The following is a 25,760-nucleotide window of genomic DNA, read 5'->3' as shown; positions in this document are numbered from 1 at the left end:
CGGTATCGGCCAAAAGGCCTTAGGCGCCGGGCCGTTCCGCCGACCGCGCCCCGGAGGCGCCCGCGGGGCCGCCCGTGATGCCGAGCAGGAGCGGGCCGGTGGGTGCCGCCACCAGGGAGTCCACGGTCAGCGGGTCCAGGGCGGCGAAGAAGGCCTCCTGGGCCCTGCGCAGCGCCCCGCGCAGCACGCAGGCCGAGCGCAGCGGACAGGGGGTGGAGCCCTCGCAGTCCACCACGTCGTCCGCGCCCTCCAGCTCGCGCACGACACCTCCGACCGACGCGGCGCGGCCGGCGGCGGTGAGGGCGAGCCCGCCGCCGCGGCCGCGCCGCGCCTCGACCAGCCCGAGGTGCTGCAGCCGGGCGACCACCTTGGCGGTGTGCGTGTACGGGACCTGCATGGTCGCGGCCACGTCCCGGGTGGTGGGGAGGTCGCCGTCGTCGACCGCCAGGCGCATCAGCACGCGCAGGGCGAGGTCGGTGAATCGGGTCAGGCGCATGGCCCCACCGTAGAAAACTTGCATCTGCGACGCAAATTAAAGCGCCGACGGGGGTGCGGGAGGGGCCCTCCCGAAGTGGCCGGAACTGGCGGTCCGCCGTGCGGTGTAGCTGAACTCCAGAACGTGCCCACGCCTGTGCGAAGTAGTCCCACTCGTTTGTGTAATGGCCCCTTCGCGCACCGTGCTGGAAGGCTTCCGTCCCGCAGATCCATGGAGTGATCGAAAGGGAAACACATGTCGGTCCAGGCAGGTTCCGAATCCGAGGCCCAAGCTCTGCCGCAGCGCAGTCTCGCGACCTCGGCCGCACGGAACTTGGCAACCACCACCAAGTCCGTGCCGCAGATGCAGGAGATCACCTCCCGGTGGCTCCTCAAGCAGCTCCCCTGGGTCTCGGTCCAGGGCGGTACGTACCGGGTGAACCGGCGGCTGAGTTACTCGGTGGGCGACGGTCGCGTCACCTTCATCAAGACCGGCGACCGCGTCCAGGTCATTCCGGCGGAGCTCGGCGAACTGCCGCTGCTGCGCGCGTACGACGACCCGGCGGCCCTCGAGGAGCTCGCCGGGCGCTGCCGGCAGATCGACTTCGAAGCGGGCCAGGAGCTGACGTCCTTCGGCAGCCCGGCAGACGAGGTCTACCTCGTCGCCCACGGCCGCATCGAGCACGTCGGCCCCGGCCCCTACGGCGAGGACGCCGTGCTCGGCACCGTCGCGGACGGCGCGTACTTCGGCGAGGACAGCCTCGTCGACGACGAGGCGATCTGGGAGTTCACGGCCCGCGCCACCACCCCCGGCACTGCGCTGGTGCTCAGCCGCCAGGACTTCCAGCTCCTGGCCGACCGCGTCGAGTCGCTGCGCGCGCACGTCGAGCACGTCCGCTCGATGCCCGCCCAGCGCACCAACAAGCACGGCGAGGCCGCCATCGACCTCTCCGCCGGCCACGTCGGCGAGGCCGTCCTGCCCGGCACCTTCGTGGACTACGACGCCCGGCCGCGCGAGTACGAGCTCAGCATCGCGCAGACGGTGCTGCGGGTGCACACCCGCGTCGCCGACCTGTACAACCAGCCGATGAACCAGACCGAGCAGCAGTTGCGGCTCACGGTCGAGGCGCTGCGCGAGCGCCAAGAGTACGAAATGATCAACAACCGCGAGTTCGGCCTGCTCCACAACGCCGACTACTCGCAGCGCATCCAGCCGCACGACGGGGCGCCCACCCCCGACGACATGGACGCGCTCCTCAGCATGCGGCGCGGCTCGAAGTTCTTCCTCGCCCACCCCAAGGCGATCGCCGCCTTCGGCCGCGAGATGAACAAGCGCGGGATCTACCCGACGCCCGCCGAGGTGGACGGGCACCACATCCCGGCCTGGCGCGGGGTGCCGATCTTCCCGTGCAGCAAGATCCCGATCAGCGACGCCCGCACCACGTCGATCCTGTGCATGCGCGCCGGCGAGGACAACCAGGGCGTCATCGGCCTCCACCAGCCGGGCATCCCCGACGAGCTGGAACCGAGCCTGTCGGTCCGCTTCATGGGCATCAGCGAGCAGGCGATCATCTCGTACCTGGTCACCGCCTACTTCTCGGCCGCCGTGCTGGTCCCGGACGCGCTGGGCGTACTGGAGAACGTCCAGATCGGTCGTTGGAGCTGAGCGCGCCCGTCGTCGAGGGGCAGGAGGCCGCGGCCCTCCTCGACGCGACAAGAGAAACGGTCAACCCGGAGCTGCGCCGGGCCGTCGAGGGGCTGCCCGGCTCGCTGCGCCGGGTGTCCATGTACCACTTCGGCTGGGAGCACGCGGACGGCCGGCCGGCCTCCGGGAACGCGGGCAAGGCCATCCGTCCGGCCCTCGTGCTCGCGGCCGCCGCGGCTCTGGGCGGTACGGCCGCGGCCGCGGTACGGCCCGCGGCGGCCGTGGAGCTGGCGCACAACTTCACGCTCCTCCACGACGACATCATCGACGAGGACGCGCGGCGCCGCGGCCGTCCCACGGCGTGGACGGTGTTCGGGATACCGGACGCGCTCCTCGCCGGGGACACCCTGCTCGCGCTCGCCCTGCGGCTCCTCGCCGAGGATCCGCACCCGGCCTCGGCCCGGGCCTCGGCCCGGCTCGCGGCCTGCGTGATCGAGCTGTCCGCCGGACAGCAGGCGGACTGCTCCTTCGAGCGGCAGGCCGAGGTGTCCCTGGACGCCTGCCTGGCGATGGCCATGGCCAAGACCGGGGCGCTGCTGGGGTGTTCCTGCGCGCTGGGCGCGCTGTACGCCGGAGCCGGCGACGAGGAGGTGGAGGCGCTCGACGGCTTCGGGCGGGAGGCGGGGCTGGCCTTCCAGCTCATCGACGACCTGATCGGCATCTGGGGCGACCCGGAGCACACCGGCAAGCCCGCGGGCGCGGACCTGGCCGCCCGCAAGAAGTCCCTCCCGGTCGTGGCCGCCCTCACCTCGGGCACCGCGGCGGGGGAGGAGCTGGCCCGGCTGTACGCGGGCCCCATGGCGGGGGACGACGTACGGCGGGCGGCGGACGCGGTGGAGCGGGCCGGCGGGCGGGACTGGGCGCAGGCCCACGCGGCGGACCGGATGGGGCGGGCCGTGCAGCAGCTGTCCCGTGCGGTACCGGACCCGGCGGCCGCCGACGGGCTGCTGGCACTGGCGGAGTTCGTGACCCGGCGCACCCGGTAGGGGGCCGGAGGGGGAATCGAGGACAGGCGCGGCCCGGGGCCCGTCCGCAGGACCGTTTCGGTCAGGCGGGCGGGCCCTGCGGCATGGCGGCGCCGCCGCAACTCTAGGATCTGCTCGCATCGTTGACCGATTCGAGAGTGACAGGTGGCACGCTGTGGGACTTCGGATACGCCAGGCCCTGGAGAGCGACCGCGACGCGGTGGCGGCGCTGCTGGACGAGGCCTTCCGGGAGGATCCGGTGAGCAGCTGGGTGTTCCCCGACCCCGTCCACCGGAGCGCCGTGCACGGGAAGTTCCTCGGGGTGTTCGTGGACGTGGCCCTCGCCGAGGGGCGGGTCGACTACGCGGAGGACGGCGCGGCGGCCGCGCTGTGGCTGCGGATCCCGGCGGGCGAGCCCGAGGGCGAGGACGAGGTGCCGGCCCGGATGCGGGCGGTCGCGGACCCCGACAACGAACGCTGCGAGCTGGTGGGCCGGCTCACCGGTGCGGTGCACCCGACCGCGGAGGAGCACGAGTACCTGCTGATGATCGCGGTGGCGCCCGGGCGGCAGGGGGAGGGGCTGGGCACGGAGCTGATCCGTCCGGTGCTGGAGCGCTGCGACCGGGAGGGAGTGCCGGCGTACCTGGAGGCGAGCAGCGAGCGCAGCCGCGGGCTCTACGAGCGGCTCGGCTTCGCGTTCACCGGGGACGCGGTGCGGCTGCCGGACGGGCCGCTGATGTGGCCGATGTGGCGCAAGCCGCAGAACACCGTTGCCTAACCACTTCACCCGTAGTACTTTCTGCGAAGTGGTCGCATCGGACGGCCGCCTCACCCTCCCGGAAGAGGACAGCGCTTGCGCAAGCTCACGTACTACGTCGCCACCTCCGTCGACGGCTTCATCGGTGACCCGACCGGCGACGGCGAGTTCTTCACCCGCCTGCTCGACCCCGAGTACCTGGAATGGATGGCGGCCGAATATCCGGAGACCATCCCCACGCACGTCCGGGCGGCCCTCGGGCTCACGCTGCCCGAAGGACGGCACTTCGACGCCGTCATCCAGGGCCGCGGCAGCTACGAAGTGGGGCTCAAGGAGGGCGTCACCAGCCCCTTCGCCCACCTGGCGCAGTACGTGGCGTCCCGGTCCCTGGCCGTCTCGCCCGACCCCGCGGTCGAGATCGTCAGCGGCGACGTGGCGGCCCGGGTCCGCGAGCTCAAGGCCCAGGAGGGTCTCGGCATCTGGCTGTGCGGCGGCGCGGACCTCGCCGGGCAGCTCGCCGACGAGATCGACGAGTTCGTGATCAAGACCTACCCGCTCTTCCTGGGCTCCGGCATGCCGATGTCCAGGACGGGCTTCGCGCTGCGCGAGCTGACGCTGCAGAGCACCAAGGCCTTCGGCAACGGCGCCACCGTGAGCACGTACGCGCGCAAGCGCTGACGGGCCCGCGGGCCTACCGTGGAGGCATGGCTGACCAGACGCACCATACCCACGGGGCGCACGAGACGCCGGAGCCCGCGGACGCGCCGGAGCCGCAGGCCGGGCGGGTCGAGTTCACCTGCCCGGCCTGCGGCCGGCCCGTCGAGACGGTGATCAAGCGGCACAAGACCCTCGGGGCCTTCGTGCCGCAGTGGCGGCCCGGTCCCTGCCGGCATCCGGACTGCCCCGAGTACGTCCCCGGGTAGCCGGGGACGGACCGGCCGCGACCGCGGCCGCTAGTGGTTGAGCGACGCGGCGGCGGCCGTCAGGCCGTTGCGCCACAGCGAGTCCACGCGCGTGCGCTCGGCGGAGTTCGGGTACGCGTTGGTGCAGGAGGTGCCCGGACCGCCGCCCGACATCAGCTCGCTGCACGGGCCCGAGTAGTGGTCCGGCAGGCCCAGGACGTGACCCGTCTCGTGGGCGGTGACGCGCGTCGAGTCGTACTGCTGGTTCTGCCGGTAGTCGAGGAAGATGTACCCCCGGCCGTGACCGTCGGTGCTGGCGTACGAGCCGCGCGAGTCGTTGCCCTCGTAGTACGAGAAGTTCGCCCCGGAGCTGACCTCCTGGAGCTTCACGTTGCTCACCGAGCCGTTCCAGATCTGGGTGCTGCGGGAGATCTGGCTGCGGAAGCTCGGCGCGTTGCGGGTGCTGTAGTAGACCGTGACGGACGCCGCGCCGGGGTTCGCGGCACGCTTCTCGGCCACCGACTTCATGACGGCGGCGAAGAAGGCCCGGTTCGCGGCGGCGTTCTCCTTCGAGTTCTCGTAGGCGGCGTACGAGGCGGCCGAGCCGGCGGGGACGGCCGGTGCGGCGGCGCTGGCGGCGGGTGCCGCGCCCAGGGCCGCGGCGAGGCCGAGGCCGAGTATGGAGGCGAGAGCGGTGGTGCGGTGCTGGCGCATGGGGGGCTCCAACTTCATCCGGTGAACGGGGCGGTCGTTCGGTACCGGAGTCTGGGGGAGCGGATGCCGCCGGCGGATGATGCCAGTCACCGATAGGACCGGGCTATCGTCACGGTCCGGGCTGGAATTCGACGGTTCGTCAACTGCAGTGAGAATGGCGGAAATCGGTGGTTCGCCAGTGGCTGGTGCGGTCCAGGGGGCCGACCTACCCTCGGGTCATGGAGCTTGAGGTGAGGCACCTGCGCGCGCTGTGCGCCATCGCGGACGAGGGCAGCCTGCACAAGGCCGCCCGGCAACTCGGCGTGAGCCAGCCCTCGCTGAGCACCCAGCTGCGCCGCATAGAACAGGCCTTGGACGGCGAGCTGTTCCTGCGCGAACGCTCCGGCTGCCGGCCCACGCCATTCGGCCGCGCCGTGCTCGGCCGGGCCCGGCCCCTGCTCGACGGGATGGCCGCCCTGGTCGCCGAGGCGCGGGCCGCCGCCGACGGGCCCCGCCTGCGGATCGGCTCCACCGCCAGCCGCGCGCTGCCCGGCTGGCTGCGCCGGCTGCGCGCCCGACTGCCCGCCGCCGACACCTCGCTCATGGTCGACGTATCGGCCAACGCGCTGCTGCGGATGGTGGCTTCGGGGCAGCTCGACGTGGCCTTCGTGCACGAGGTCGAGGGCTGTCCGCTGCGGATGCCCGGCGGGCTGGTGCAGCGCGTCCTGGTCGAACGCGAGCCGCAGTTCGTCTCCATGGCGCGCGACCATCCCGCCGCCCGCCGCCCGGTGGTGGACCTGGCCGACCTGGCCGGCGACCGGTGGATGGTCGACCCCTCCGTGGACGGCGAATGGGACGGGCTGCGGCGGGTCCTGGCCGCGGCCGGTTTCAACCCCCGCTTCCTGCACGGCGATTACCACACGGCCACCTCGCTGGTGGTCAACGGCGAGGCCGTCGCCCCCTGCCAGCCGACCTCGGGCCCCCGCGAGGACATGGCGATCCGGCCGCTGCGCGGCGACCCGCTCGCCGTCCGGCTGCTGCTCGTGACGCGGGCCGGGGGCGGGTACGGGGAGGTGTACGAGGACCTGCGCGCGGCGTACCGGGAGGCGGCGTTGCGCCCCGCGGCCTACCGTGACTGGCTCCGCCGCACCCGCAGCCCGTTGCTGGCCGCACCTTGACCGCGCGCCCCTCCAGCCCGCCGCGCTGATCGTCCCGCGCCCCCCGCTTCAGCCCCGCCGGCGTTTGAGGCGCGGGTCCGGGCGGAGCCCGGTGCCCGGCGTCAGCCGGGTTGCCCTCCTGGGGCTCCGCCCCAAACCCCGCGCCTCAAACGCCGGCGAGGCTGGATTTGGCTGGGGTCCGCCTCAGACGCCGGCGAGGGTGGACGGTTCGCCCCAGGGTGGGGGGTGGGCTCCGGGGCGGGGGTGGAGGGTGCGGAGGGTGGTGCGGAGGGCGGGGGTCGCCCAGTGCGCTTCCGACAGCTCCGCCATCCGCGGCTCGACCTGCCCGCGATCCAGATCGGGGAACGCCAGCCGGTGCAGCCGGGCCGTGTGCAGCAGCCAGATCAGGACACCGGTACGGGGGTCCGGGGCCGCGCCCGCCAGCACCACCCCCGCCAGCCGCGCCCGCGGCTCCCGCTCCGCCTGCCCGTCCGCCCCCGGCCCCCGCCGTACCGGAAAGAGCCCCAGGGCCCGCGGCCCGACCTCGACCACCAGCCCCCGCGCCCGCAGGCTGTCGGCGGTCGCGCCGGGCGCCGCGGCCCGGTCCCGGGCGAGCCAGTCGCCCGCGGCCGGCCGCCGTCGCCGTTCGGCCCAGTCGTGGACCAGCCGCAGCCGCCCGTCCAGGAGGTGGGTGCCGGTCGGCGCGGTGCCGAGGACGTCGAGCCGGTCGCCCGCCACCGACAGCCGTCCGGCCAGCGTCAGTTCCAGCAGCGTGCCGGCCGCCACCGCCCAGCCCGCGGCCGCCCGCTCGTGCGCCGCGCCGGACGTGTCGTCCAGCGCCAGCAGCATGATCTCCTCGCCCAGCGTGACCCGCATCCGCGTTCCCCGTCCCCGTTCCGTCGTGCCCGTGTCCGTGCTCGTATGGGTGCCGGTGCGCACGTGCGTGCACCCGTCCACGGATACAGGGGACGTACGGGGCCGGGCGGCGGTTCCGGGGCCGGCGGTCAGGACGCGGTGCGGGCCCGGTCGTAGGCCAGGGACAGTGCTCCGTGCGCCGCCAGCACCGCCCCGGCCGCCGCCCAGCCGGGGCTGCGCCGCCGCGCGCCCCACAGCATCAGCGGTGCACCGGCGGCGAGTTGGGCCGCGCCGAGCAGCCGCGCCCGGGGCCCGCGTACCCACGGGCCGAGCGGGCCGCCGTCCACCGCGTCGAGCTCGGCCCGGACCGCGTCCCGCCAGCCCGACCACTCGACGGTCTCGGCGCCGGGTGCCACCAGGGCCGCCGCGCGCAGCCGCTCGGGGGGCTCCCCGGGAGCCAGCCCGGCCGGCAGCGCCAGGTCCGCGCGGGCGAGCACCGCGATCAGTGCGAGCATCCTGGCCCGGCCGCCGGCGGCCGCGTCCGGGCGGGTGAGCGCCTCCAGGTCCTCCATGTCCATGACCGGATCCAGCCCCAGCCGGGCCGCGAAGGTCCGCAGCGCGTCCGGGTCGCCCTCGGGGGCGCCGTCGGCCTGCCAGCCGTACGCGACCGTGCGGCGGAATCCGGCCGCGAGGGCGAAGCCGGTCCGGCCTTCGTCCCACCACAGGCCCAGCACCGGCCAGTTGGTGCCGACGGCCAGCGCCGTGGCCCAGCCCTCCAGCACGTCGCCCACCTGGTGCACCTCGCCGGCGGGGGTGTTCCGGGCCCGCCAGGGCTTGTCCTGCGGGGTGAGCACGCTCCAGCCGGTGCCGGCCGGCGCGAGCACCAGCCGTTCGCGCAGCAGGTGGGCGCCGGGGCGCACGGCGGGCGGTTCGGCGCGGCACAGGAGCAGCCCGCCGGCGGTCGTCATGGAGATCGGCATGCCCACACGCTAAGCCAAATCGCTCATCTGGCGGCATAGGGCTCATCTCGTCTCGAATCCTCCGATCCCGGGGGTCCGCTCGCCGGGGCACGCTTGACTTCACTTCACCGCGATATATCGTGTCTGGTGTGAGACGCGATATGTTGCGTCGGAGCCGCCGCCGGACCCGAGGAGGACCAGTCCCATGACCCAGTCGACGTGGTCGGTCAGCGAACCGCAGAAGCTCTCCTTCGAGGAGCCGGTGGCGGAGCTCTCCGTACGGGTCGTGAACGGCGCCGTGAACGTGGTGGGAGCCGAGCCCGCGGATCCCGGCGGGCCCGACGGCACCGGCCCGGGCACCGCCCGGCTGGAGGTCTCGCAGGTCGCGGGCCCGCCGCTGCGCGTCACCCTGGCGGACGGCGTCCTGACCGTCGCCTACGAGGACCTGCCCTGGACGAGCTTCAAGAACTGGTTCGACCGCGACGGATGGCAGCGCACCGCCGTGGTCTCCCTCGCCGTGCCCGCAGGCACCCGCGTCCAGGTCGGCGCGGTCGCCGCGAGCACCGTGGTCTCCGGGATCTCCGGCCCCGCCGAGGTCCGCGCCGTCAGCGGGGACGTGACCCTCGTCGGGCTCTCCGGCCAGGTCCGCGCGGAGACCGTGACCGGCGCCATCGAGGCCCAGTCCGTCAGCGGCGGCCTGCGGGTCCGCTCGGTCTCGGGCGAGATCACCGTGGTCGACGGCCCGGGCGCCGGCGTCAAGGCCGAGTCGGTGAGCGGGGACATGGTCCTCGACCTGGACCCGGCCGGCCGCCCCGCCGAGATCAACGTGACCTCGGTGTCCGGCAAGGTCGCGATCCGGCTGCCGCACCCCGCGGACGCCCGGGTGGACGCGAACACCGCGGGCGGCGCCGTCTCCACGGCCTTCGAAGACCTGCGCGTCTCCGGCCAGTTCGGCGCCAAGCGGATCACCGGCACGCTCGGCGCGGGCACCGGCACCCTCAAGGCCACCACCCTCTCCGGCTCCATCGCCCTGCTGCGCCGCCCGGAACCGGCGCCCGGCGACACGCCCGCCACGCCCGACGCCGCCCCCGCTCCGGACCCGGGCCTCGGCTCCGGCCTCGATTCCGACCTCGACAAGAAGGTGCTCTGACATGCCGCCCGTCTTCGCTCACGGCCGTCTGCGCCTGTACCTCCTCAAGCTGCTCGACGAGGCACCCCGCCACGGGTACGAGGTGATCCGCCTGCTGGAGGAGCGCTTCCAGGGCCTGTACGCGCCCTCCGCCGGCACCGTGTACCCGCGGCTCGCCAAGCTGGAGGCCGAGGGGCTCGTCACGCACGCCACCGAGGGCGGCCGCAAGGTGTACTCGATCACCGACGCCGGCCGTGCGGAACTGGCCGGGCGCGGCGGTGAACTCGCCGACCTGGAACTGGAGATCCGCGAGTCCGTGGCCGAACTCGCCGCGGAGATACGCGACGACGTCCGCGGCGCCGCCGGCGACCTGCGCCGTGAGATGCGGGCCGCGGCCGCCGCCTCCGAACACCGGCGCGAGGACGGGTTCCTGGACAGCGAGGCCTGGCAGTCGGCGAAGGAGGAGCTGCGCCGCGCCAAGCAGGAGTGGAAGGAGCAGACCCGCCGCGCCAAGGACGAGAGCCGCCGGGCCCGGGAGGACGCGCAGAACGCGCGGCGCCAGGCCCAGGAGGCGCACGAGAAGGCGCGCGAGGACGTCCAGCGCATCGCCCGCCAGATGCAGGACCAGTTCACGAAGATGGGGGTCCGGGAGGGCTTCACGGAGTTCACCTCGCAGCTGGGCGGGCTGGCCCGGGAGGCGTCGTCCTGGCTGGGCCAGGACAAGGCCCCGCAGCACCCCGACACCGCCGCCCCGCCCGACACCCCGCCCCCGCACGACGCGCCGCCCCCGCAGTCCGGCCGGGACCCGCACTCCGCGCAGGACCCGCACCCCGCCCGGGACGCGGGCGACGTGGCGGGCTGGGCGGCCGACGTGCCGCGGTCCGGGGACCCGGCGCGGGACCTGGACCGGCTGCTGGACCGCTTCCGCGACGACGTCCGGGACGCGGCCCGGGACCACGGCGTCTCCCCGGACCAGCTCCGCGACGCCCGCGGACACCTCGCGGCTGCCGCCGAGGCCCTCGGCCGCACCCTGCGTCCTGCGGACGGCCGACCGTAGCCGGCCCGACTCCCAGCTTCGCCGACCCTCCGGGCGCGGCCCGCTGGGCGGCAAATTCCAGCTTTGCCGACCCTGCGGGCGCGAATTTCAGCCTCGCCGGCGTTTGAGGCGCGGGGTTTGGGGCGGAGCCCCAAGACAACCCGGCTGACGCCGGGCACCGGGCTCCGCCCGGACCCGCTCCTCAAGCGCCGGAGGGGCTGAGGGGTGCGACGGGTTGCCGGGCTCCGCCTGGGCCCGCTCCTCAAGCGCCGGAGGGGCTGGAGGGTGCGACGGGTTGCCGGGCTCCGCCTGGGCCCGCTCCTCAAGCGCCGGAGGGGCTGGAGGGTGCGGCGGGGTTGCCGGGCTCCGCCCGGATCCGCTCCTCGAACGCCGGAGGGGCTGCTATCCCGCAAGGGGTTGAAGGGTGCGACGGGGTTGCCGGGGGCTGCCCGGGACCCGCCTCCGCCTGGGCCGCGTCTCAGACCGTCAGGACGATCTTGCCGAACAGGTCGCCGGACTCCACCTTCTCGAAGCCCTCGCGCGCCCGGTCCAGGGGGAGCACCTCGTCGATGACCGGGCGGACCCCGGTCGTCGCGCAGAAGGCGAGCAGGTCCTCCAGCTCGTCCTTCGACCCCATCGTGGAGCCGACCACCCGGAGTTCGAGGAAGAAGATGCGGGTCAGCTCGGCGTGCGCGGGGCGGTCGCCGCTGGTCGCGCCCGAGATCACCAGGGTGCCGCCCGGCCGCAGCGACTTGATCGAGTGCGACCAGGTGGCCGCGCCCACCGTCTCGATGACCGCGTCGACCCGGTGCGGCAGCCGGGCGCCCGGCTCGAAGGCCTCCAGGGCGCCCAGTTCCACCGCGCGCTCGCGCTTGGCCGCGTCCCTGCTGGTCGCGAAGACCCGCAGGCCGGCCGCCCGGCCCAGCACGATCGCGGCGGTCGCGACCCCGCCGCCCGCGCCCTGGACGAGGACGGAATCGCCGGGACGGACACCGGCGTTGGTGAACAGCATCCGGTACGCGGTGAGCCAGGCGGTGGGCAGGCAGGCGGCCTCCTCGAAGGACAGCCCGGCCGGCTTGCGCAGCACGTTCCACGCCGGCACGGTCACCTGTTCGGCGAACGTGCCCTGATAGCGCTCGGTGAGGATGGAGCGGGGCTCGTCCGGGCCGACGCCGTGGCCGCTCTGGCCGATCACGGAGTGCAGGACGACCTCGTTGCCGTCCTGGTCCACCCCGGCCGCGTCGCAGCCCAGGATCATGGGGAGTTTGTCCTCGGACAGCCCCACCCCGCGCAGCGACCACAGGTCGTGGTGGTTGAGGGAGGCGGCGCGGACATTGATGGTCACCCAGCCGGGCCGGGCCTGCGGGGCCGGGCGCTCGCCCAGTACGAGGCCGTCGAGGGGGTGGTCACGGTCGATACGAGCGGCATATGCAGCGAACATGGCCAGACGCTACCGGCCGGTACCGCGACCGGACCAGACCTGCCGGCCCGCCACCGGTGAGTCCTTCGTCGCATTGACGCGCCGGCGAGCGGACCTCGACCCGCCGGCGAGCGGACCTCGACCCGCCGGCGAGCGGACCTCGACCCGCCGTCCGGCGGCAGCCGAACGCGACGGGCCCCGGACGCGCGGGCCGCGAAACGCCACCAGCCGCAGACGCCCGGGCCGCAACGCGCCAGGGGCCGCCAACCGCCGGAGGCCGCAACGCGCCAGGGGCCGCCAACCGCCGGAGGCCGCGAAGCACCAAGGGCTGCCAACCGCCGGGGGCCGCGAAGCACCAAAGGCCGCGAAACGCCAAGGGCCGCGCCGGCCTCCCCGGAGGGAAGCGGCGCGGCCCGTGGTGGTCCGTCGGCCGTGGCAGGCGTCAGGGGCGGCGGGCGACACCCTCCGCGCGCGCGGCGGCGGCGACCGCGGCGGTGACCGCCTCGGCGACCCGCTCGTCGAACGGCGACGGGATCACGTAGTCCGCGGCGAGCTCGTCACCCACGACACCGGCGATGGCGTCGGCGGCGGCGATCTTCATGCCCTCGGTGATCCGGGAGGCCCGGACCTTGAGCGCGCCGGCGAAGATGCCGGGGAACGCGAGCACGTTGTTGATCTGGTTCGGGAAGTCGCTGCGGCCCGTGGCCACGACGGCCGCGTACTTGTGCGCGACGTCCGGGTGGACCTCCGGGTTCGGGTTGGCCATGGCGAAGACGAAGGAGTCCTTCGCCATGGTGGCCACCGCCTCCTCCGCCACGGTGCCGCCGGAGACGCCGATGAACACGTCCGCGCCCGCCAGCGCGTCCTCCAGGCTGCCCGTCTGCCCGGTCTTGTTCGTGAGGCCCGCGATCTCCTGCTTGACGTCCGTGAGGTCGGTACGGTCGGCGGAGACCACGCCCTTGCGGTCCGTGACGCACACGTCGCCGATACCGGCCGACACCAGGAACTTGGCGATGGCGATGCCCGCCGCGCCCGCGCCCGAGATCACGGCGCGCAGGTCGCCGAGCGTGCGCCCGGTGAGCTTCGCGGCGTTGCGCAGGGCGGCCAGCGTCACGATCGCCGTGCCGTGCTGGTCGTCGTGGAAGATCGGGATGTCGAGGCGCTCCTGGAGGCGGCGCTCGATCTCGAAGCAGCGGGGCGCGGAGATGTCCTCCAGGTTCACCCCACCGAAGGACGGCGCGAGGCGCACCACGGTCTCGACGATCTCGTCGGTGTCCTTGGTGTCGAGCGCGATCGGGACCGCGTCGACGCCGCCGAACTGCTTGAAGAGGATGGCCTTGCCCTCCATCACGGGGAGGGAGGCCTCGGGCCCGATGTCACCGAGTCCGAGCACGGCCGTGCCGTCGGTGACGACGGCGACCACGTTGGACTTCCAGGTGTAGTCGTAGACGAGCTCGGGCTGCTCGGCGATGGCGCTGCACACCTTCGCGACGCCGGGCGTGTAAGCGAGGGACAGGTCGTCCTTGTCACGGACGGGCACGGTGGCTTGCACTGCCATCTTGCCGCCCCGGTGCAGCGCGAAGGCCGCATCGGGGTTGTTGTCCGTGACGCTGTCGCTGCGAGGATTGACGATCTCCGCTGCCACTTGTTTGACCCCTTAAGTCTTAATCAGTTGAGGGTTGCCACTCCTGGTTGAGGGGTGGGCGGGCACCGCGTTCGAGCTCCGGCTTCGGCATGGCGGTATGCCCGCCTCCCTCGGAGTGGGAGGTACGTACGCGCGGGCGCGCCGCACACGCGCCCTGAGCCCCGGATGAGGGGTGTAAGGATCTGTTCTACCCGAAGAACACTCGCCCAGACGAGTCGATTCCCCTGTGACTTTAAGCCTGTTGTCCGGTTTCGCCTAAAAGTCCGTGGAAGCAAGTCCAAGCACCGAGACACGCCGGAAAAAATGGTGCCCGAGGCGCCTTTCGCGCCAGGAATTGCGGTCGCGATCACGCTTGTCCGCAGGCATGTTGGGCAACCTGGGGTACCCGTTATCCGATTTTGACCTGGCTGGCCGTCCGATTCATGCGGTCCGAATGGCAAGATGCCGTAATCACACGAGGTCGCGACACTCGAAGGTGCGTGCCCGACCATTTTCGGCCCCGCTTCTGCATCCCCGCCGGAGGACCAGCTCATGACCGCTAGCACCACCCGTCGTACGACCGCCGCCCGGTCCCGGATCGCCGCGGTCAGCGCCATCGCGGTCGCCGGCGCCCTCATCCTGACCGGCTGTGGCGACCAGACCGACGGCAGCGACGCCGGGGCCACGGCGAAGACCAACGCTGCGCCGCTGTTCTCGAAGCTGCCGAAGAAGTACCAGGACTCGGGTGTCATCAAGGTCGGCACGGACGCCGCGTACGCGCCGATGGAGTTCACCGAGGGCGGCAAGATCGTGGGCATCGACCCCGACATCGCCGACGCCATCGGCAAGCAGCTCGGCGTCAAGATGGAGTTCGTCTCCGGCACCTTCGACGGCCTGATCACCTCGATCTACACCGGCCGCCAGGACCTGATCATGTCGTCCATCACGGACAACAAGAAGCGCCAGGAGGGCCTGGACGACTCCGGCAAGAAGATCGGCAAGGGTGTCGACTTCGTCGACTACTTCTCCAGCGGTCTTTCGCTGATCGTCAAGAAGGGCAACCCGCAGGGCATCAAGTCCCTGGACGACCTCTGCGGCAAGTCGGTGGCGGTCCAGCGCGGCACCATCTACGAGGACACCTTCAAGGCCCAGGCCAAGAAGTGCGGTGACAAGAAGCTCACCATCCAGGCCTTCGACACCGACTCCGAGGCCCAGACCCGTGTGAAGGCCGGCGGCGCCGTCGCGGCCATGAACGACTACCCGGTCGCCGCCTACACGGCGAAGACCTCGGGCGGCGGCAACGACTTCGAGCTCGCCGGCAGCCAGAGCGACGTCGGCCTGTTCGGCATCGGCGTGAGCAAGGAGAACACCCAGCTCCGCGACGCCGTCAAGGAAGCACTCGACGCCATCATCAAGGACGGCAGCTACGCCAAGGTCCTGGAGAAGTGGAACGTCAAGGACAGCGCCGTCACCCAGGCGACCGTCAACGCCGGTTCCTGAAACACGCGCACCACTGAAGGGCAGTCATTGTGACTGACAAGATCGACAAGGGTCCGGCCGACAATCCGCCGGCCGGGCCCGGCGCCTCGGGTACTCCGTACGAGGCGATCAAGGCCATCCCGGTGCGCCACTACGGCCGCTGGCTCAGCGGCGTCATCGTGGTCGTACTCCTCGGCTGGCTCGTCTACGCCTTCTCCCAGGGCAACGTCATCTGGGCGACGGTCGGCGACAAGCTCTTCGACTCCTCGGTCCTGAGCGGCCTGTGGAACACCATCACGATCAGCATCGGCGCCATGGCGCTCGGTCTGGCCCTCGGCGTCCTCTTCGCCGTGATGCGACTGTCGAAGAACCCCGTCACCAGCGGGGTGGCCTGGCTCTACATCTGGTTCTTCCGGGGCACCCCGGTCTACGTCCAGCTGCTGCTGTGGTTCAACCTCGCGCTGATCTTCAAGTACATCGACCTCGGGCCGATCTACAAGGACGAGACCGTCGAGGTCATGGCGCCCTGGCTGGTGGCCCTGCTGGGCCTCGGCCTCAACGAGGGCGCCTACATGGCGGAGATCGTCCGGGCCGGCATCCAGTCGGTGGACGAGGGCCAGACCGAGGCCTCGCACGCCCTGGGCATGACCCAGGTGCAGACGATGCGCCGGGTGGTCCTGCCGCAGGCGATGCGCGTGATCGTGCCGCCGACGGGCAACGAGTTCATCAACATGCTCAAGACCTCGTCGCTGGTCTCGGCCGTGCAGTACACCGAACTGCTCCGGGCGTCCACGAACATCGGCAACACGGCCGGCGCCGTGATGGAGATGCTCTTCGTGGCCTCCATCTGGTACCTGACGCTCACCAGCGTGTTCAGCGTCGGCCAGTACTACCTGGAGCGGCACTACGCCCGCGGTTCGCTGCGCAGCCTGCCGCCCACGCCGTTCCAGCGCGTACGCAAAAACCTGAACATGTTCAAGCGTTCGGAGGTGTCGGGATGACCGCGCAGCCCATGGTCAAGGCCGAGGCCGTCCACAAGTCCTACGGCGCCGCGCACATCCTGCGGGGCATCGACCTGGAGGTGGCCCCGCGCGAGGTGTTCTGCCTGGTCGGCCCGTCCGGCTCCGGCAAGTCCACGTTCCTGCGGTGCATCAACCACCTGGAGCGGATCAACGCCGGCCGGCTGTCGGTCGACGGCCAGCTCGTCGGCTACCGCCAGAAGGGCGACAAGCTGTACGAGCTGAAGGACAGCGAGGTCGCGGCCCAGCGCCGGGACATCGGCATGGTCTTCCAGCGCTTCAACCTGTTCCCGCACATGACGGCCATCGAGAACGTCATGGAAGCCCCGGTCATGGTCAAGGGCGAGTCGAAGGCGGTGGCGCGCGAGCGCGCCGTGCGGCTGCTCGACCGGGTGGGCCTGGGCGACAAGGGCAACAACTTCCCGTCCCAGCTCTCCGGCGGCCAGCAGCAGCGCGTGGCGATCGCCCGCGCGCTGGCCATGGAGCCGAAGCTGATGCTCTTCGACGAGCCCACCTCGGCGCTCGACCCGGAGCTGGTCGGCGACGTCCTCGACGTCATGCGGGACCTGGCCGAGTCGGGCATGACCATGATCGTGGTGACCCACGAGATGGGCTTCGCCCGCGAGGTCGGCGACAACCTGGTCTTCATGGACGGCGGTGTCGTGGTCGAGTCCGGCCACCCCCGCGAGGTCCTGACCAACCCGCAGCACGACCGCACCAAGGCGTTCCTCTCCAAGGTGCTGTAGGGCCCGGTACCCGCGGTAAGCGCGAGGGGCGGTACGGATCGACTCCGTACCGCCCCTCCGCCGTGTCCGGGCCGTCCGGGGGCCGCGGCGGGGGATCACTTCAGGCCGAGCACCAGGGCGTCCGAGGGGGAGCGCCAGACCGTGCGGGCCTCCGTGAAGCCGGCTTCCCGGAGGGTGCGGGCGTGCCAGGCGTCCGAGGGGGTGTCGCCGTCGGCGTGCTCCCCGTAGATCTCGTACCGGCGCCGGGTCGGCTCCGCGAGGACCGGGTCCGCGGCGCACAGCGCCCACCAGTCGGCCCAGTCCAGGGCGCCCGCGGCGCGCGCCCGGTCCATGCCGGCGTGCCGGTGGGCGCGCTCGGCCGCGTTGATGCCCGGCGTGGCGGGCTCGGGCATGTGGTCGGCGTTCATGAACACGCCGCCGGTGCGGACCAGCGGGGCGAGCTGCCCGTACAGGACCTCCAGGTCGGGGCTGTGCAGCCAGTGCAGGGCGGTGGCCGTCAGCACGGCGTCGTACGTGTCGTGGGGGAGCAGCGAGACCCAGTCGGGGTCCTTGAGGTCCGCCGTCACGAAGGAGACCCGCGCGTCGCCCGCGAAGTAGCCCTCGGCGATGGTCAACAGGGCGGGGTCCAGATCGACGCCCGTACTGGTGGCATCCGGGAACCGCTTGAGGACGCGGTCCGTAATACTTCCCGTACCGCACGCCAGATCCAGCACCCGGGGGGCCGGGCCCACGAGCGCCTCGACCATGTCCAGCATCACCCGGAACCGCTCCTCGCGGTCGGGCATGTACCACTCCTGCTGTCGGTCCCAGCTCTCCTGCCAGGCCTGCCAGTCGGTACCGGTCCTCGTATCGGACATCCCGAACCCCTCCGTACGTAATACCCTAGAAGCCTAATCAGCTGTTACCGAAACCCTAGACCGCCGCCGTAAGGACTACAAGTGGAACTGGCCTATTACTCGGACTATGCCGTGCGCCTGGTCAACACCGAGGAGCCGGCCCGCAACAAGGACTCCCTCACCTCGGTGGAGGCCGTCCGCGCCCTGTTCGGCGCCGCCTCGCAGATGGCCCGCCGGGCCACCGACGCGGACCTCACGCGGTTCCGGGGAGTACGGGCGCGGCTGCGCGCGATCTTCGAGGCGGCGGACGGCGCCGACCACACCCTCGCGGTGGACCTGCTCAACTCGCTGCTGCTGGAGTTCCCCGTCAGCCCGCAGATCTCCGGGCACGACTACCTCGACGACGAGGGCCGGCCGCGCTGGCACATGCACCTGGCCGACCACCCCTCCAACGCGACCGCGGGCTATGCGGCCATCGCCTCCATGGGACTCGCCTTCCACCTCACCGAATACGGCGCCGACCGGATGGGCCTGTGCCAGGCGCCGCCGTGCCGCAACGCCTACCTCGACACCTCGACCAACCGCTCCCGGCGCTACTGCTCCGACCGGTGCGCGACCCGCGCCAACGTGGCGGCCTACCGGGCCCGCAAGCGGCTGGAGGCCGAGGCGTCGGCGAACAGCGGGCGCAGTGCCGACACCGCCCAGGAGAGCCGGGCGGCCAGCGAGCTCTGACCGGGCCCCCGGGGCCGGTACCGGAGCCGGGCGGTGGCCAGGACGAGGTCCTCGGGCACCGTCCCGTAGTCGGTGCTGTCACCCCCGGCGAAGGCGTTGTCGCCCAGCACCCACCAGCCGCCCGGGCGGCGCTCGGCCGCGCGCTTGACCACCAGGAGGTCCTGCTGGAAGGGGTGCCGCAGCACCACGATGTCGCCCGGACGGACGCCGCCGCCGAAGCGCACCAGCAGCCGGTCGCCGTCGAGCAGGGTCGGCGCCATCGACGGCCCGGTCACCTCGACCACCTCGAACGGCACCCTGGACGATCTTGGCCCCAGCACCCGCACACCTCCCGATCCGGCCCGCATCCGGTCCGTACGTTCGCTCACCCGTCCCAGGATGGCCCTGGACTTTTGTCCTAAGCCCCTGGGGGTGACCGCGAAATCCGCTTTCTCACGGAGTAATCTCCCACCTGAGAAGACGATCACGAGGAGGACCACTCCATGCTTTCCCGCCTGTTCGCCCCGAGGGCCACGGTCAGTGCCCACTGCGACCTGCCCTGCGGCGTGTACGACCCCGCCCAGGCCCGTATCGAGGCCGAGTCGGTCAAGGCCGTCCAGGAGAAGTACCAGGCCAACGAGGACGCGGACTTCCGCGCCCGCGCGCTCGTCATCAAGGAGCAGCGCGCCGAGCTGGCCAAGCACCACGTCTCGGTGCTGTGGAGCGACTACTTCAAGCCCCCGCACTTCGAGAAGTACCCGCAGCTGCACCAGCTGGTCAACGACACCCTGAAGGCCCTCTCGGCCGCCAAGGCGTCGAACGACCCGGCGACCGGCCAGAAGGCCCTCGAGCTCATCAAGGAGATCGACGAGATCTTCTGGGCGACCAAGGCCGCCTGAGCCCCCTCGCCCGCACGTGCGAAGGCCCGGCCGGAATCCGACGGATTCCGACCGGGCCTTCGCACGTTCTCCGGAACGGGCGGGCGCTCGCCGCGGGGCCCGGGCGGGCTACTCGTCCGCGTCGTCCTCGTCCTCGTCGTCGAGACGGGCCAGCCAGGTGGCCAGGCGCTCGACCGGGACCTCGAAGTCGGGGTTCAGGTCGACGAAGGTGCGGAGCTGCTCCGCGAGCCACTCGAAGGTGACCTCCTCCTCGCCGCGCCGCTTCTCCAGTTCCTCGATGCCGCGATCGGTGAAGTACACAACAGGCTCCGTGCCGGGTGGGAAATCGGGTGGGACGTTCCCGATCAGGATAGTCCGCCCCGCCGCAGGTCCCCGTGCCCCTGCCCGTACCGCCGCCCGGCCGTGCCCGGAGCGCCGGTGCGGGCGCCCCTCCCGGAGGTGCGCGGGCGCCGCGGACTGATCGAAAGTCCTCTGGAACGAGCGGAGTTGACCGCATTCCGACGTTAGGCGGTCGGGTCCGGCGGGCAGGGATGGAGCGTCCGCAGCGGGAGGATCACCGATGAGCCACGCCGGCACCCAGGGCGACGTACGCACCGCGCATCGACCCGAGGCCACCCGGTCCCGCCCCCCTGCCCGGCCGGCCCCCGCCACCCGGCCCGGGACGGCACCGTGACGGCCCCCGGCCCGACGGGCACGGCGGGCCCGTACGGAGTGCCGTACGGACCGGCGGGGCCGCCCGGACCGGCCGGGTCGAACGGGGCGGCCGAGCCGCCCGGATCGGCCGGATCGCCTGCGGGCCCGTACGGGCCGTACGGGCTGCACGGGCCGCCCGGGGGGACGGGCGTCGAGCCGTCCGACGTGTCGTCTGCCGTCTTGCGGGAGTTGGCCGGTACCGAGCCGTCCGCCGCCGGCACGCGGCTGCTGGAAGACATCCGGCACGCCAAGCGGATCCGGCTGCTGCGGGCCGTGCTCGACGCGGCGCCGCCCGGGCCGGCCGCCGACCACCGGGCGCTGCTCGAAGAGGCCGAGCGGCACGCGCCCGGACCCGTCCACGACGTCCTCCAGTACCCCGCCACCGGACTGTGGGCCGAGGAGACCCTGCACCGGCTGCGGACCCCAGGCGGCCCGCCGCCCGACCTCGGCCACCTCGGATCGGTCGCCGTCGCCGCCGCACTGCGCGCCGGGCTCTCCTTCAAAGCCGTGCTGAAGCCCGTACAGGGCCGGATCGCCCTGCCCACCCTCGGCATCCTGCGGCCGCCCGGCCCGGGCCCGTACACCCTCGCCGAGGGCGCCTGGGACCCCGCGGACCCCGCCGCCCTGCCGCTGCACACGCTGCCCGGCGGCCGCACCGCCCTCGACGACCTCGACCCCTACCGGGCGCCCGGCGCCGGACCCGCCGCCGTCCGGGCCGCCCGGCGGCTGACCGCCCGCGGACACAAGCGCTGGGACACCCAGTGGACCGGCGCGCTGACGCTGCTGGCGCGCTACGACACGGCGCGCGCCGGCGAGGCCGTCCAACTGCTGCGCAGCGTCGTCCCGTTGGCCGGCGGGGCCCGAGCCGCCGGGGCCACCGTGCCGGCCGCGCCCGGCTCCGTACTCGCCCGCGGGCAGGCGCCGCCCGCGCTCGCCGCCACGCTCGTGTACGAGGTCCAGCACGGCAAGCTCGCCGCGCTCACGGACCTGATCGCGCTGCACACCGCCGACCGGACGCCGCGGCACTGGGCGCCCTGGCGGGCCGACCCGCGGAGCCTGGACGCGCTGCTGCGCGGCACGTACGCGCGCCTGGCGCTGGCCGGGTACTGGCAGCGGGCCGCGCTGTACGGGGCGAGGGGGGCGTGGACGCATCATGCGCGGTACCGGACGCAGGTGGCGGCGGTGCTGCCGGGGCTGGGCGCCGCGCCCGAACTGACCGCGTCGGGGCGGGAGTTCGTCGGGGCGATGGCGGTGGCGGAGCGGGCCATGGACGAGACGGCGCCGCCGGGGGACCACTACGGTGCCGCGCGGCGCGTGCTCAGCCGTGACCGCCGCGCCTGGTCCGAGACCCACCCGACCCTGTCCGTCGCCCGTCCGATGCCGGGCGCGCCGTACCCGCCCCGCTGACGCCGCTACCGGCTTCGCCGGCGTTCGAGGCGAACCTCTGCCTGAGCGGGCCGATGCAGCCTTGCCGACGCCGCGGGGTGCAATTCCCAGCCTCGCCGGCGTTTGAGGCGCGGGGTTTGGGGCGGAGCCCCAAGACTGCAACCCGGCTCCGCCGGGCACCGGGCTCCGCCCGGACCCGCGCCTCAAACGCCGGCGAGGCTGGGAGTGCGCCGGCGAGGCTGGCTGTGACCCTCAGGGGGCGGCGGCCCGCTCGGGCTGAGGGCCGGCTCGCACGCCGATGGGGCCGGCTCCGCGGGTGCGGGGCCGGCCCCATCGGGGGTGGTGAGGGTTACGCGTCGAAGACTTCGGCCACCAGCTGGGCCTGCTCCGCCTGGTGCCGCTTGGCGGAGCCGACCGCCGGCGACGAGCCGTGCGGACGCGAGATCCGGCGCAGGCGCTCACCCGCGGGAATGTCGGCGCCGACCGCCAGGTCGAGGTGGTCGATCAGGTTGAGCGCGATGAACGGCCACGCCCCCTGGTTCGCCGGCTCTTCCTGGGCCCACAGGTACTTCTCGGCGTTCGGGTACTTGGCGATCTCCGCCTGGAGCTCCGCACCCGGCAGCGGGTACAGCCGCTCGATGCGGATGATCGCCGTGTCCGTGACGCCGCGCTTGACCCGCTCGGCCTCCAGGTCGTAGTAGACCTTGCCCGCGCAGAACACGACCTTGCGGACCGCGTTCGCGTCCACCGAGTCGTCGCCGATGACCGGACGGAAGGAGCCGTTCGTGAACTCCTCCGCCTTCGACGCCGCCGCCTTCAGACGCAGCATCGACTTCGGGGTGAAGACGATCAGCGGCTTGTGGTGCGGGTTGTGGACCTGCCAGCGCAGCAGGTGGAAGTAGTTCGACGGGAGGGTGGGCATGGCCACCGTCATGTTGTCCTGCGCGCACATCTGGAGGAAGCGCTCGGGACGCGCGGACGAGTGGTCCGGGCCCTGGCCCTCGTAGCCGTGCGGGAGCAGGAGCGTGACGCCGGACGTCTGGCCCCACTTCTGCTCGGCCGAGGAGATGAACTCGTCGACGACGGTCTGCGCGCCGTTGACGAAGTCACCGAACTGGGCCTCCCAGAGGACGAGCGCGTCCGGGCGGGCCAGCGAGTAGCCGTACTCGAAGCCCATGGCCGCGTACTCGGAGAGCAGCGAGTCGTAGACGTTGTAGCGGGCCTGCTCGTCGGACAGGTAGAGCAGCGGGGTGTAGTCCTCGCCGGTCTCCCGGTCCACCAGCACCGCGTGGCGCTGGCCGAAGGTGCCGCGGCGGGAGTCCTGGCCGGACAACCGGACCGGGGTGCCCTCCAGCAGCAGCGAGCCGAAGGCCAGGGTCTCGCCCATCGCCCAGTCGATCGTGCCGTCGTCGATCATCGCCGCACGGCGCTGGATCTGCGGCAGCAGACGCGGGTGGACGGTGATCCGGTCCGGGATGTTGAGCTGCGACTCGGCGATCCGCTTGACCGTCTCCTGGGAGACCGCGGTGTTCACGGCGACCGGGAACTGCGGCTGCACGGTCGGGACGGGCGCGGCCACGGCGGGCTGGCCGGCGGCCTCGCGGACCTCCGCGAAGACCTTCTCCAGCTGGCCCTGGAAGTCCTGCAGCGCCTGCTCGGCCTCTTCCAGCGTGATGTCGCCGCGACCGATGAGGGACTCGGTGTACAGCTTGCGCACCGAGCGCTTCTTGTCGATCAAGTCGTACATCAGCGGCTGCGTGAACGACGGGTTGTCGGCCTCGTTGTGACCGCGGCGGCGGTAGCAGATGAGGTCGATGACGACGTCCTTGTTGAACGCCTGGCGGAACTCGAAGGCGAGCCGCGCGACGCGGACCACGGCCTCCGGGTCGTCACCGTTCACGTGGAAGATCGGCGCCTCGATCATGCGGGCCACGTCGGTGGCGTACATCGAGGAGCGCGAGGACGTCGGCGCGGCGGTGAAGCCGACCTGGTTGTTGATGACGATGTGCACGGTGCCGCCGGTGCGGTAGCCGCGCAGCTGCGACATGTTCAGCGTCTCGGCCACGACGCCCTGGCCGGCGAAGGCCGCGTCGCCGTGCAGCGCGACGGGCAGGACCGTGAAGTCCGTGCCGCCCTTGTTGATCAGGTCCTGCTTGGCGCGGACCACGCCCTCCAGGACCGGGTCCACCGCCTCCAGGTGCGAGGGGTTCGCGACGAGCGAGACCTTGATCTGCTCGCCGTCGAGGCCCGTGAAGGTGCCCTCGGCGCCGAGGTGGTACTTGACGTCGCCGGAGCCGTGCATGGACTTCGGGTCGAGGTTGCCCTCGAACTCGCGGAAGATCTGCGCGTACGACTTGCCGACGATGTTCGCCAGGACGTTCAGGCGGCCGCGGTGGGCCATGCCGATGGCGACCTCGTCGAGGCGGGCCTCGGCGGCCGAGTCGATGACGGCGTCGAGCAGCGGGATGACGGACTCGCCGCCCTCCAGGGAGAACCGCTTCTGGCCGACGTACTTCGTCTGCAGGAACGTCTCGAACGCCTCGGCGGCGTTCAGGCGGCGCAGGATGCGCAGCTGCTCCTCGCGCTCCGGCTTGGTGTGCGGGCGCTCGATCCGGTCCTGGATCCACTTGCGCTGCTTGGGGTCCTGGATGTGCATGAACTCGACGCCGGTGGTGCGGCAGTACGAGTCGCGCAGCACGCCGAGGATGTCGCGGAGCTTCATCATCGACTTGCCGGAGAAGCCGCCGACCGCGAACTCGCGCTCCAGGTCCCACAGGGTGAGGCCGTGCTCGGTGATGTCGAGGTCGGGGTGCTTGCGCTGCTTGTACTCCAGCGGGTCGGTGTCGGCCATGACGTGGCCGCGGACCCGGTAGGAGTGGATCAGCTCGAAGACGCGGGCGGCCTTCGTGACGTCGTCGTCGTGCGAGGCGTCGATGTCGCGGAGCCAGCGGACCGGCTCGTACGGGATCCGCAGCGACTCGAAGACCTGGTCGTAGAAGCCGTCCTCGCCGAGGAGCAGGTTCGCGACGATGCGCAGGAACTCGCCGGAGGCCGCGCCCTGGATGACCCGGTGGTCGTAGGTCGAGGTCAGGGTCATGACCTTGGAGATGCCCAGCTTGTTCAGGGTGTCCTGCGAAGTGCCCTGGAACTCGGCGGGGTAGTCCATGGAGCCGACGCCCATGATGACCGACTGTCCGGGCATCAGACGCGGCACGGAGTGCACGGTGCCGAGGCCGCCGGGGTTGGTCAGCGAGACGGTGACGCCGGTGAAGTCGTCCATCGTCAGCTTGCCGACGCGGGCGCGGCGGACGATGTCCTCGTACGCCTGCCAGAACTCGAAGAAGTTGAGCGTCTCGGCCTTCTTGATGCCGGCGACGACGAGCTGGCGGTCGCCGTTGGGCTTCACCAGGTCGATCGCGAGACCGAAGTTGATGTGCTCCGGCTTGACGAGGGTCGGCTTGCCGTCCTTCTCAGCGAAGGAGTAGTTCATGGCCGGCATGGCCTTGATCGCCTGCACCATCGCGAAGCCGATGAGGTGCGTGAAGGAGATCTTCCCGCCCCGGGCCCGCTTGAGGTGGTTGTTGATGACGATGCGGTTGTCGAACAGCAGCTTCACCGGGACGGCGCGGACGGACGTGGCCGTCGGCACCTCCAGCGAGGCGTTCATGTTCTTGGCGACGGCGGCGGCCGGGCCGCGGAGCGTCACGAACTCGGGGCCGGCAGGGGCCTCGGTCGCGGGCGCGGTCTTCGCGGCGGCAGCAGCGGGGGCGGCCTGAGCGGGCGCGGCGGGTGCAGCCGCCGGGGCCTGGGAGGTGACAGTCACAGCAGGGGCACCAGACGGATTGGCAGGAGCAGAGGCAGGAGCAGCTGAAGCAGAGGGGGCGGCCGCAGCGCCGGCCGCCCCCGTGACGGCGGCGTCGGGAGCCTTCGGTGCCGGAGCCGTGACCGGGGCCGCGGGCGCGGGAGCGGACTGTGCGGGTCCGCCCGTCGCTGCGGGTGCCGGGGCAGGGGCTTCGGCGGTCACGGCGGGCTTCTCCGGCTGCGCCGCGACGGCCTGGCCGCCCGGCTTGTAGTCCGCGAAGAAGTCCCACCAGGCGCGGTCGACCGCATTGGGGTCCTGGAGGTACTGCTGGTAGATCTCGTCGACGAGCCACTCATTGGCACCGAAGCCCGAGGCGGGGTTCTTCCCGCCCCCTGCTTCGGTCGTGGTGCTCGAGTTACTGGGGGACTGTGGCGACACGGCGGCAACCGCCCTCTTCCGCTTCACAAGGTGATGGACAGCGGGAATAAAGGCTACGCCTCCCTGACCGTGAGA

At 72.4% G+C, this 25,760-nt stretch carries 24 protein-coding genes; 14 read left to right on the top strand and 10 right to left on the bottom strand.

Features of this window, described 5'->3' with window-relative positions:
- Positions 1 to 19 precede the first annotated feature (19 nt).
- On the bottom strand, positions 20 to 496 hold the full coding sequence (locus tag OG764_RS12925; protein ID WP_328968573.1) for an RrF2 family transcriptional regulator: 477 nt from the start codon (positions 494 to 496) through the stop codon (positions 20 to 22).
- Between the two features lie 234 nt (positions 497 to 730).
- Here OG764_RS12925 and OG764_RS12920 point away from each other — a divergent pair, with 234 nt between their 5' ends.
- The 5 genes from OG764_RS12920 (at position 731) to OG764_RS12900 (ending at position 4,824) form a co-directional block, all read left to right on the top strand.
- The gene (locus OG764_RS12920) at positions 731 to 2,140 is read left to right on the top strand and encodes a family 2B encapsulin nanocompartment shell protein (RefSeq protein WP_328968572.1); all 1,410 of its coding nucleotides are present in this window, start codon (positions 731 to 733) and stop codon (positions 2,138 to 2,140) included.
- Positions 2,137 to 3,165: a family 2 encapsulin nanocompartment cargo protein polyprenyl transferase gene (locus OG764_RS12915; protein WP_443056209.1), complete on the top strand. Its 1,029-nt coding sequence runs from the start codon at positions 2,137 to 2,139 to the stop codon at positions 3,163 to 3,165. Before OG764_RS12920 ends, OG764_RS12915 begins: the two co-directional genes overlap by 4 nt.
- Positions 3,166 to 3,319: 154 nt before the next feature.
- Positions 3,320 to 3,922 carry a GNAT family N-acetyltransferase gene (locus tag OG764_RS12910; protein WP_328968570.1) on the top strand — a complete coding sequence of 201 codons (603 nt, stop codon included), beginning with the start codon at positions 3,320 to 3,322 and terminating at the stop codon, positions 3,920 to 3,922.
- A gap of 75 nt (positions 3,923 to 3,997) precedes the next feature.
- Complete coding sequence (locus tag OG764_RS12905; RefSeq protein ID WP_328968569.1) at positions 3,998 to 4,579, top strand: dihydrofolate reductase family protein; 582 nt, start codon at positions 3,998 to 4,000, stop codon at positions 4,577 to 4,579.
- Between the two features lie 26 nt (positions 4,580 to 4,605).
- The gene (locus OG764_RS12900; protein WP_328968568.1) at positions 4,606 to 4,824 is read left to right on the top strand and encodes a hypothetical protein; all 219 of its coding nucleotides are present in this window, start codon (positions 4,606 to 4,608) and stop codon (positions 4,822 to 4,824) included.
- Positions 4,825 to 4,854: 30 nt separating this feature from the next.
- On the opposite strand, the gene snpA is transcribed toward OG764_RS12900, so the two are convergent.
- Positions 4,855 to 5,517, bottom strand: a complete 663-nt coding sequence (gene snpA, locus OG764_RS12895; protein ID WP_328968567.1) for a snapalysin — start codon at positions 5,515 to 5,517, stop codon at positions 4,855 to 4,857.
- A gap of 218 nt (positions 5,518 to 5,735) precedes the next feature.
- Between snpA and OG764_RS12890 the strand changes: the two genes are divergently transcribed.
- Positions 5,736 to 6,674, top strand: a complete 939-nt coding sequence (locus OG764_RS12890; protein ID WP_328968566.1) for a LysR family transcriptional regulator — start codon at positions 5,736 to 5,738, stop codon at positions 6,672 to 6,674.
- 183 nt (positions 6,675 to 6,857) lie between these two features.
- Here the strand turns inward: OG764_RS12890 and OG764_RS12885 are convergent, their stop codons facing one another.
- Positions 6,858 to 7,529, bottom strand: coding sequence for a GOLPH3/VPS74 family protein (locus OG764_RS12885; protein WP_328968565.1), 672 nt, complete (start codon positions 7,527 to 7,529; stop codon positions 6,858 to 6,860).
- Positions 7,530 to 7,657: 128 nt separating this feature from the next.
- A complete protein-coding gene (locus OG764_RS12880; protein WP_328968564.1) occupies positions 7,658 to 8,488 on the bottom strand; it encodes a hypothetical protein in 831 nt (276 codons plus the stop codon).
- A 184-nt stretch (positions 8,489 to 8,672) separates the two neighbouring features.
- Between OG764_RS12880 and OG764_RS12875 the strand changes: the two genes are divergently transcribed.
- The gene (locus OG764_RS12875; protein ID WP_328968563.1) at positions 8,673 to 9,617 is read left to right on the top strand and encodes a DUF4097 family beta strand repeat-containing protein; all 945 of its coding nucleotides are present in this window, start codon (positions 8,673 to 8,675) and stop codon (positions 9,615 to 9,617) included.
- Position 9,618: 1 nt separating this feature from the next.
- Entirely contained in the window at positions 9,619 to 10,653 is a 1,035-nt protein-coding gene (locus tag OG764_RS12870; RefSeq protein WP_328968562.1) for a helix-turn-helix transcriptional regulator, read from the top strand.
- A 457-nt stretch (positions 10,654 to 11,110) separates the two neighbouring features.
- On the opposite strand, the gene OG764_RS12865 is transcribed toward OG764_RS12870, so the two are convergent.
- Positions 11,111 to 12,073: a zinc-binding dehydrogenase gene (locus OG764_RS12865; protein ID WP_328968561.1), complete on the bottom strand. Its 963-nt coding sequence runs from the start codon at positions 12,071 to 12,073 to the stop codon at positions 11,111 to 11,113.
- A gap of 421 nt (positions 12,074 to 12,494) precedes the next feature.
- Positions 12,495 to 13,697 (bottom strand): NAD(P)-dependent malic enzyme, encoded by a 1,203-nt coding sequence (locus OG764_RS12860; RefSeq protein ID WP_328968560.1) that lies wholly within the window; start codon positions 13,695 to 13,697, stop codon positions 12,495 to 12,497.
- Positions 13,698 to 14,228: 531 nt separating this feature from the next.
- Between OG764_RS12860 and OG764_RS12855 the strand changes: the two genes are divergently transcribed.
- The 3 genes from OG764_RS12855 to OG764_RS12845 are packed head-to-tail and all read left to right on the top strand — an operon-like array spanning position 14,229 to position 16,920.
- A complete protein-coding gene (locus OG764_RS12855; protein ID WP_328968559.1) occupies positions 14,229 to 15,176 on the top strand; it encodes an ABC transporter substrate-binding protein in 948 nt (315 codons plus the stop codon).
- Positions 15,177 to 15,205: 29 nt separating this feature from the next.
- A complete protein-coding gene (locus OG764_RS12850) occupies positions 15,206 to 16,156 on the top strand; it encodes an amino acid ABC transporter permease (RefSeq protein ID WP_328968558.1) in 951 nt (316 codons plus the stop codon).
- Complete coding sequence (locus OG764_RS12845; protein WP_328968557.1) at positions 16,153 to 16,920, top strand: amino acid ABC transporter ATP-binding protein; 768 nt, start codon at positions 16,153 to 16,155, stop codon at positions 16,918 to 16,920. Before OG764_RS12850 ends, OG764_RS12845 begins: the two co-directional genes overlap by 4 nt.
- A 95-nt stretch (positions 16,921 to 17,015) precedes the next feature.
- On the opposite strand, the gene OG764_RS12840 is transcribed toward OG764_RS12845, so the two are convergent.
- Positions 17,016 to 17,777 carry a class I SAM-dependent methyltransferase gene (locus OG764_RS12840; RefSeq protein ID WP_328968556.1) on the bottom strand — a complete coding sequence of 254 codons (762 nt, stop codon included), beginning with the start codon at positions 17,775 to 17,777 and terminating at the stop codon, positions 17,016 to 17,018.
- An 81-nt stretch (positions 17,778 to 17,858) separates the two neighbouring features.
- On the opposite strand from OG764_RS12840, the gene OG764_RS12835 reads away from it, so the two are divergent.
- Positions 17,859 to 18,488: a CGNR zinc finger domain-containing protein gene (locus tag OG764_RS12835; protein ID WP_328968555.1), complete on the top strand. Its 630-nt coding sequence runs from the start codon at positions 17,859 to 17,861 to the stop codon at positions 18,486 to 18,488.
- Here the strand turns inward: OG764_RS12835 and sodX are convergent.
- Positions 18,392 to 18,835: a nickel-type superoxide dismutase maturation protease gene (gene sodX / locus OG764_RS12830; protein WP_328972979.1), complete on the bottom strand. Its 444-nt coding sequence runs from the start codon at positions 18,833 to 18,835 to the stop codon at positions 18,392 to 18,394. The genes OG764_RS12835 and sodX overlap by 97 nt on opposite strands.
- A gap of 135 nt (positions 18,836 to 18,970) precedes the next feature.
- Between sodX and sodN the strand changes: the two genes are divergently transcribed.
- A complete protein-coding gene (gene sodN, locus OG764_RS12825) occupies positions 18,971 to 19,366 on the top strand; it encodes a superoxide dismutase, Ni (protein WP_328968554.1) in 396 nt (131 codons plus the stop codon).
- Positions 19,367 to 19,474: 108 nt separating this feature from the next.
- Here sodN and OG764_RS12820 read toward each other — a convergent pair whose 3' ends face one another.
- Positions 19,475 to 19,666: a DUF6104 family protein gene (locus tag OG764_RS12820; RefSeq protein WP_328968553.1), complete on the bottom strand. Its 192-nt coding sequence runs from the start codon at positions 19,664 to 19,666 to the stop codon at positions 19,475 to 19,477.
- Positions 19,667 to 20,224: 558 nt separating this feature from the next.
- Here OG764_RS12820 and OG764_RS12815 point away from each other — a divergent pair.
- Entirely contained in the window at positions 20,225 to 21,466 is a 1,242-nt protein-coding gene (locus tag OG764_RS12815) for an aKG-HExxH-type peptide beta-hydroxylase (protein WP_328968552.1), read from the top strand.
- A gap of 328 nt (positions 21,467 to 21,794) precedes the next feature.
- Here the strand turns inward: OG764_RS12815 and OG764_RS12810 are convergent, their stop codons facing one another.
- Complete coding sequence (locus OG764_RS12810) at positions 21,795 to 25,685, bottom strand: multifunctional oxoglutarate decarboxylase/oxoglutarate dehydrogenase thiamine pyrophosphate-binding subunit/dihydrolipoyllysine-residue succinyltransferase subunit (protein WP_328968551.1); 3,891 nt, start codon at positions 25,683 to 25,685, stop codon at positions 21,795 to 21,797.
- Positions 25,686 to 25,760: the final 75 nt, after the last annotated feature.

The sequence above is a fragment of the Streptomyces sp. NBC_00239 genome, assembly GCF_036194065.1.
Classification (GTDB): Bacteria; Actinomycetota; Actinomycetes; order Streptomycetales; family Streptomycetaceae; genus Streptomyces.
Note: the sequence above shows the minus strand (reverse complement) of the source record. Positions and strands in the feature narration are given on the sequence as shown.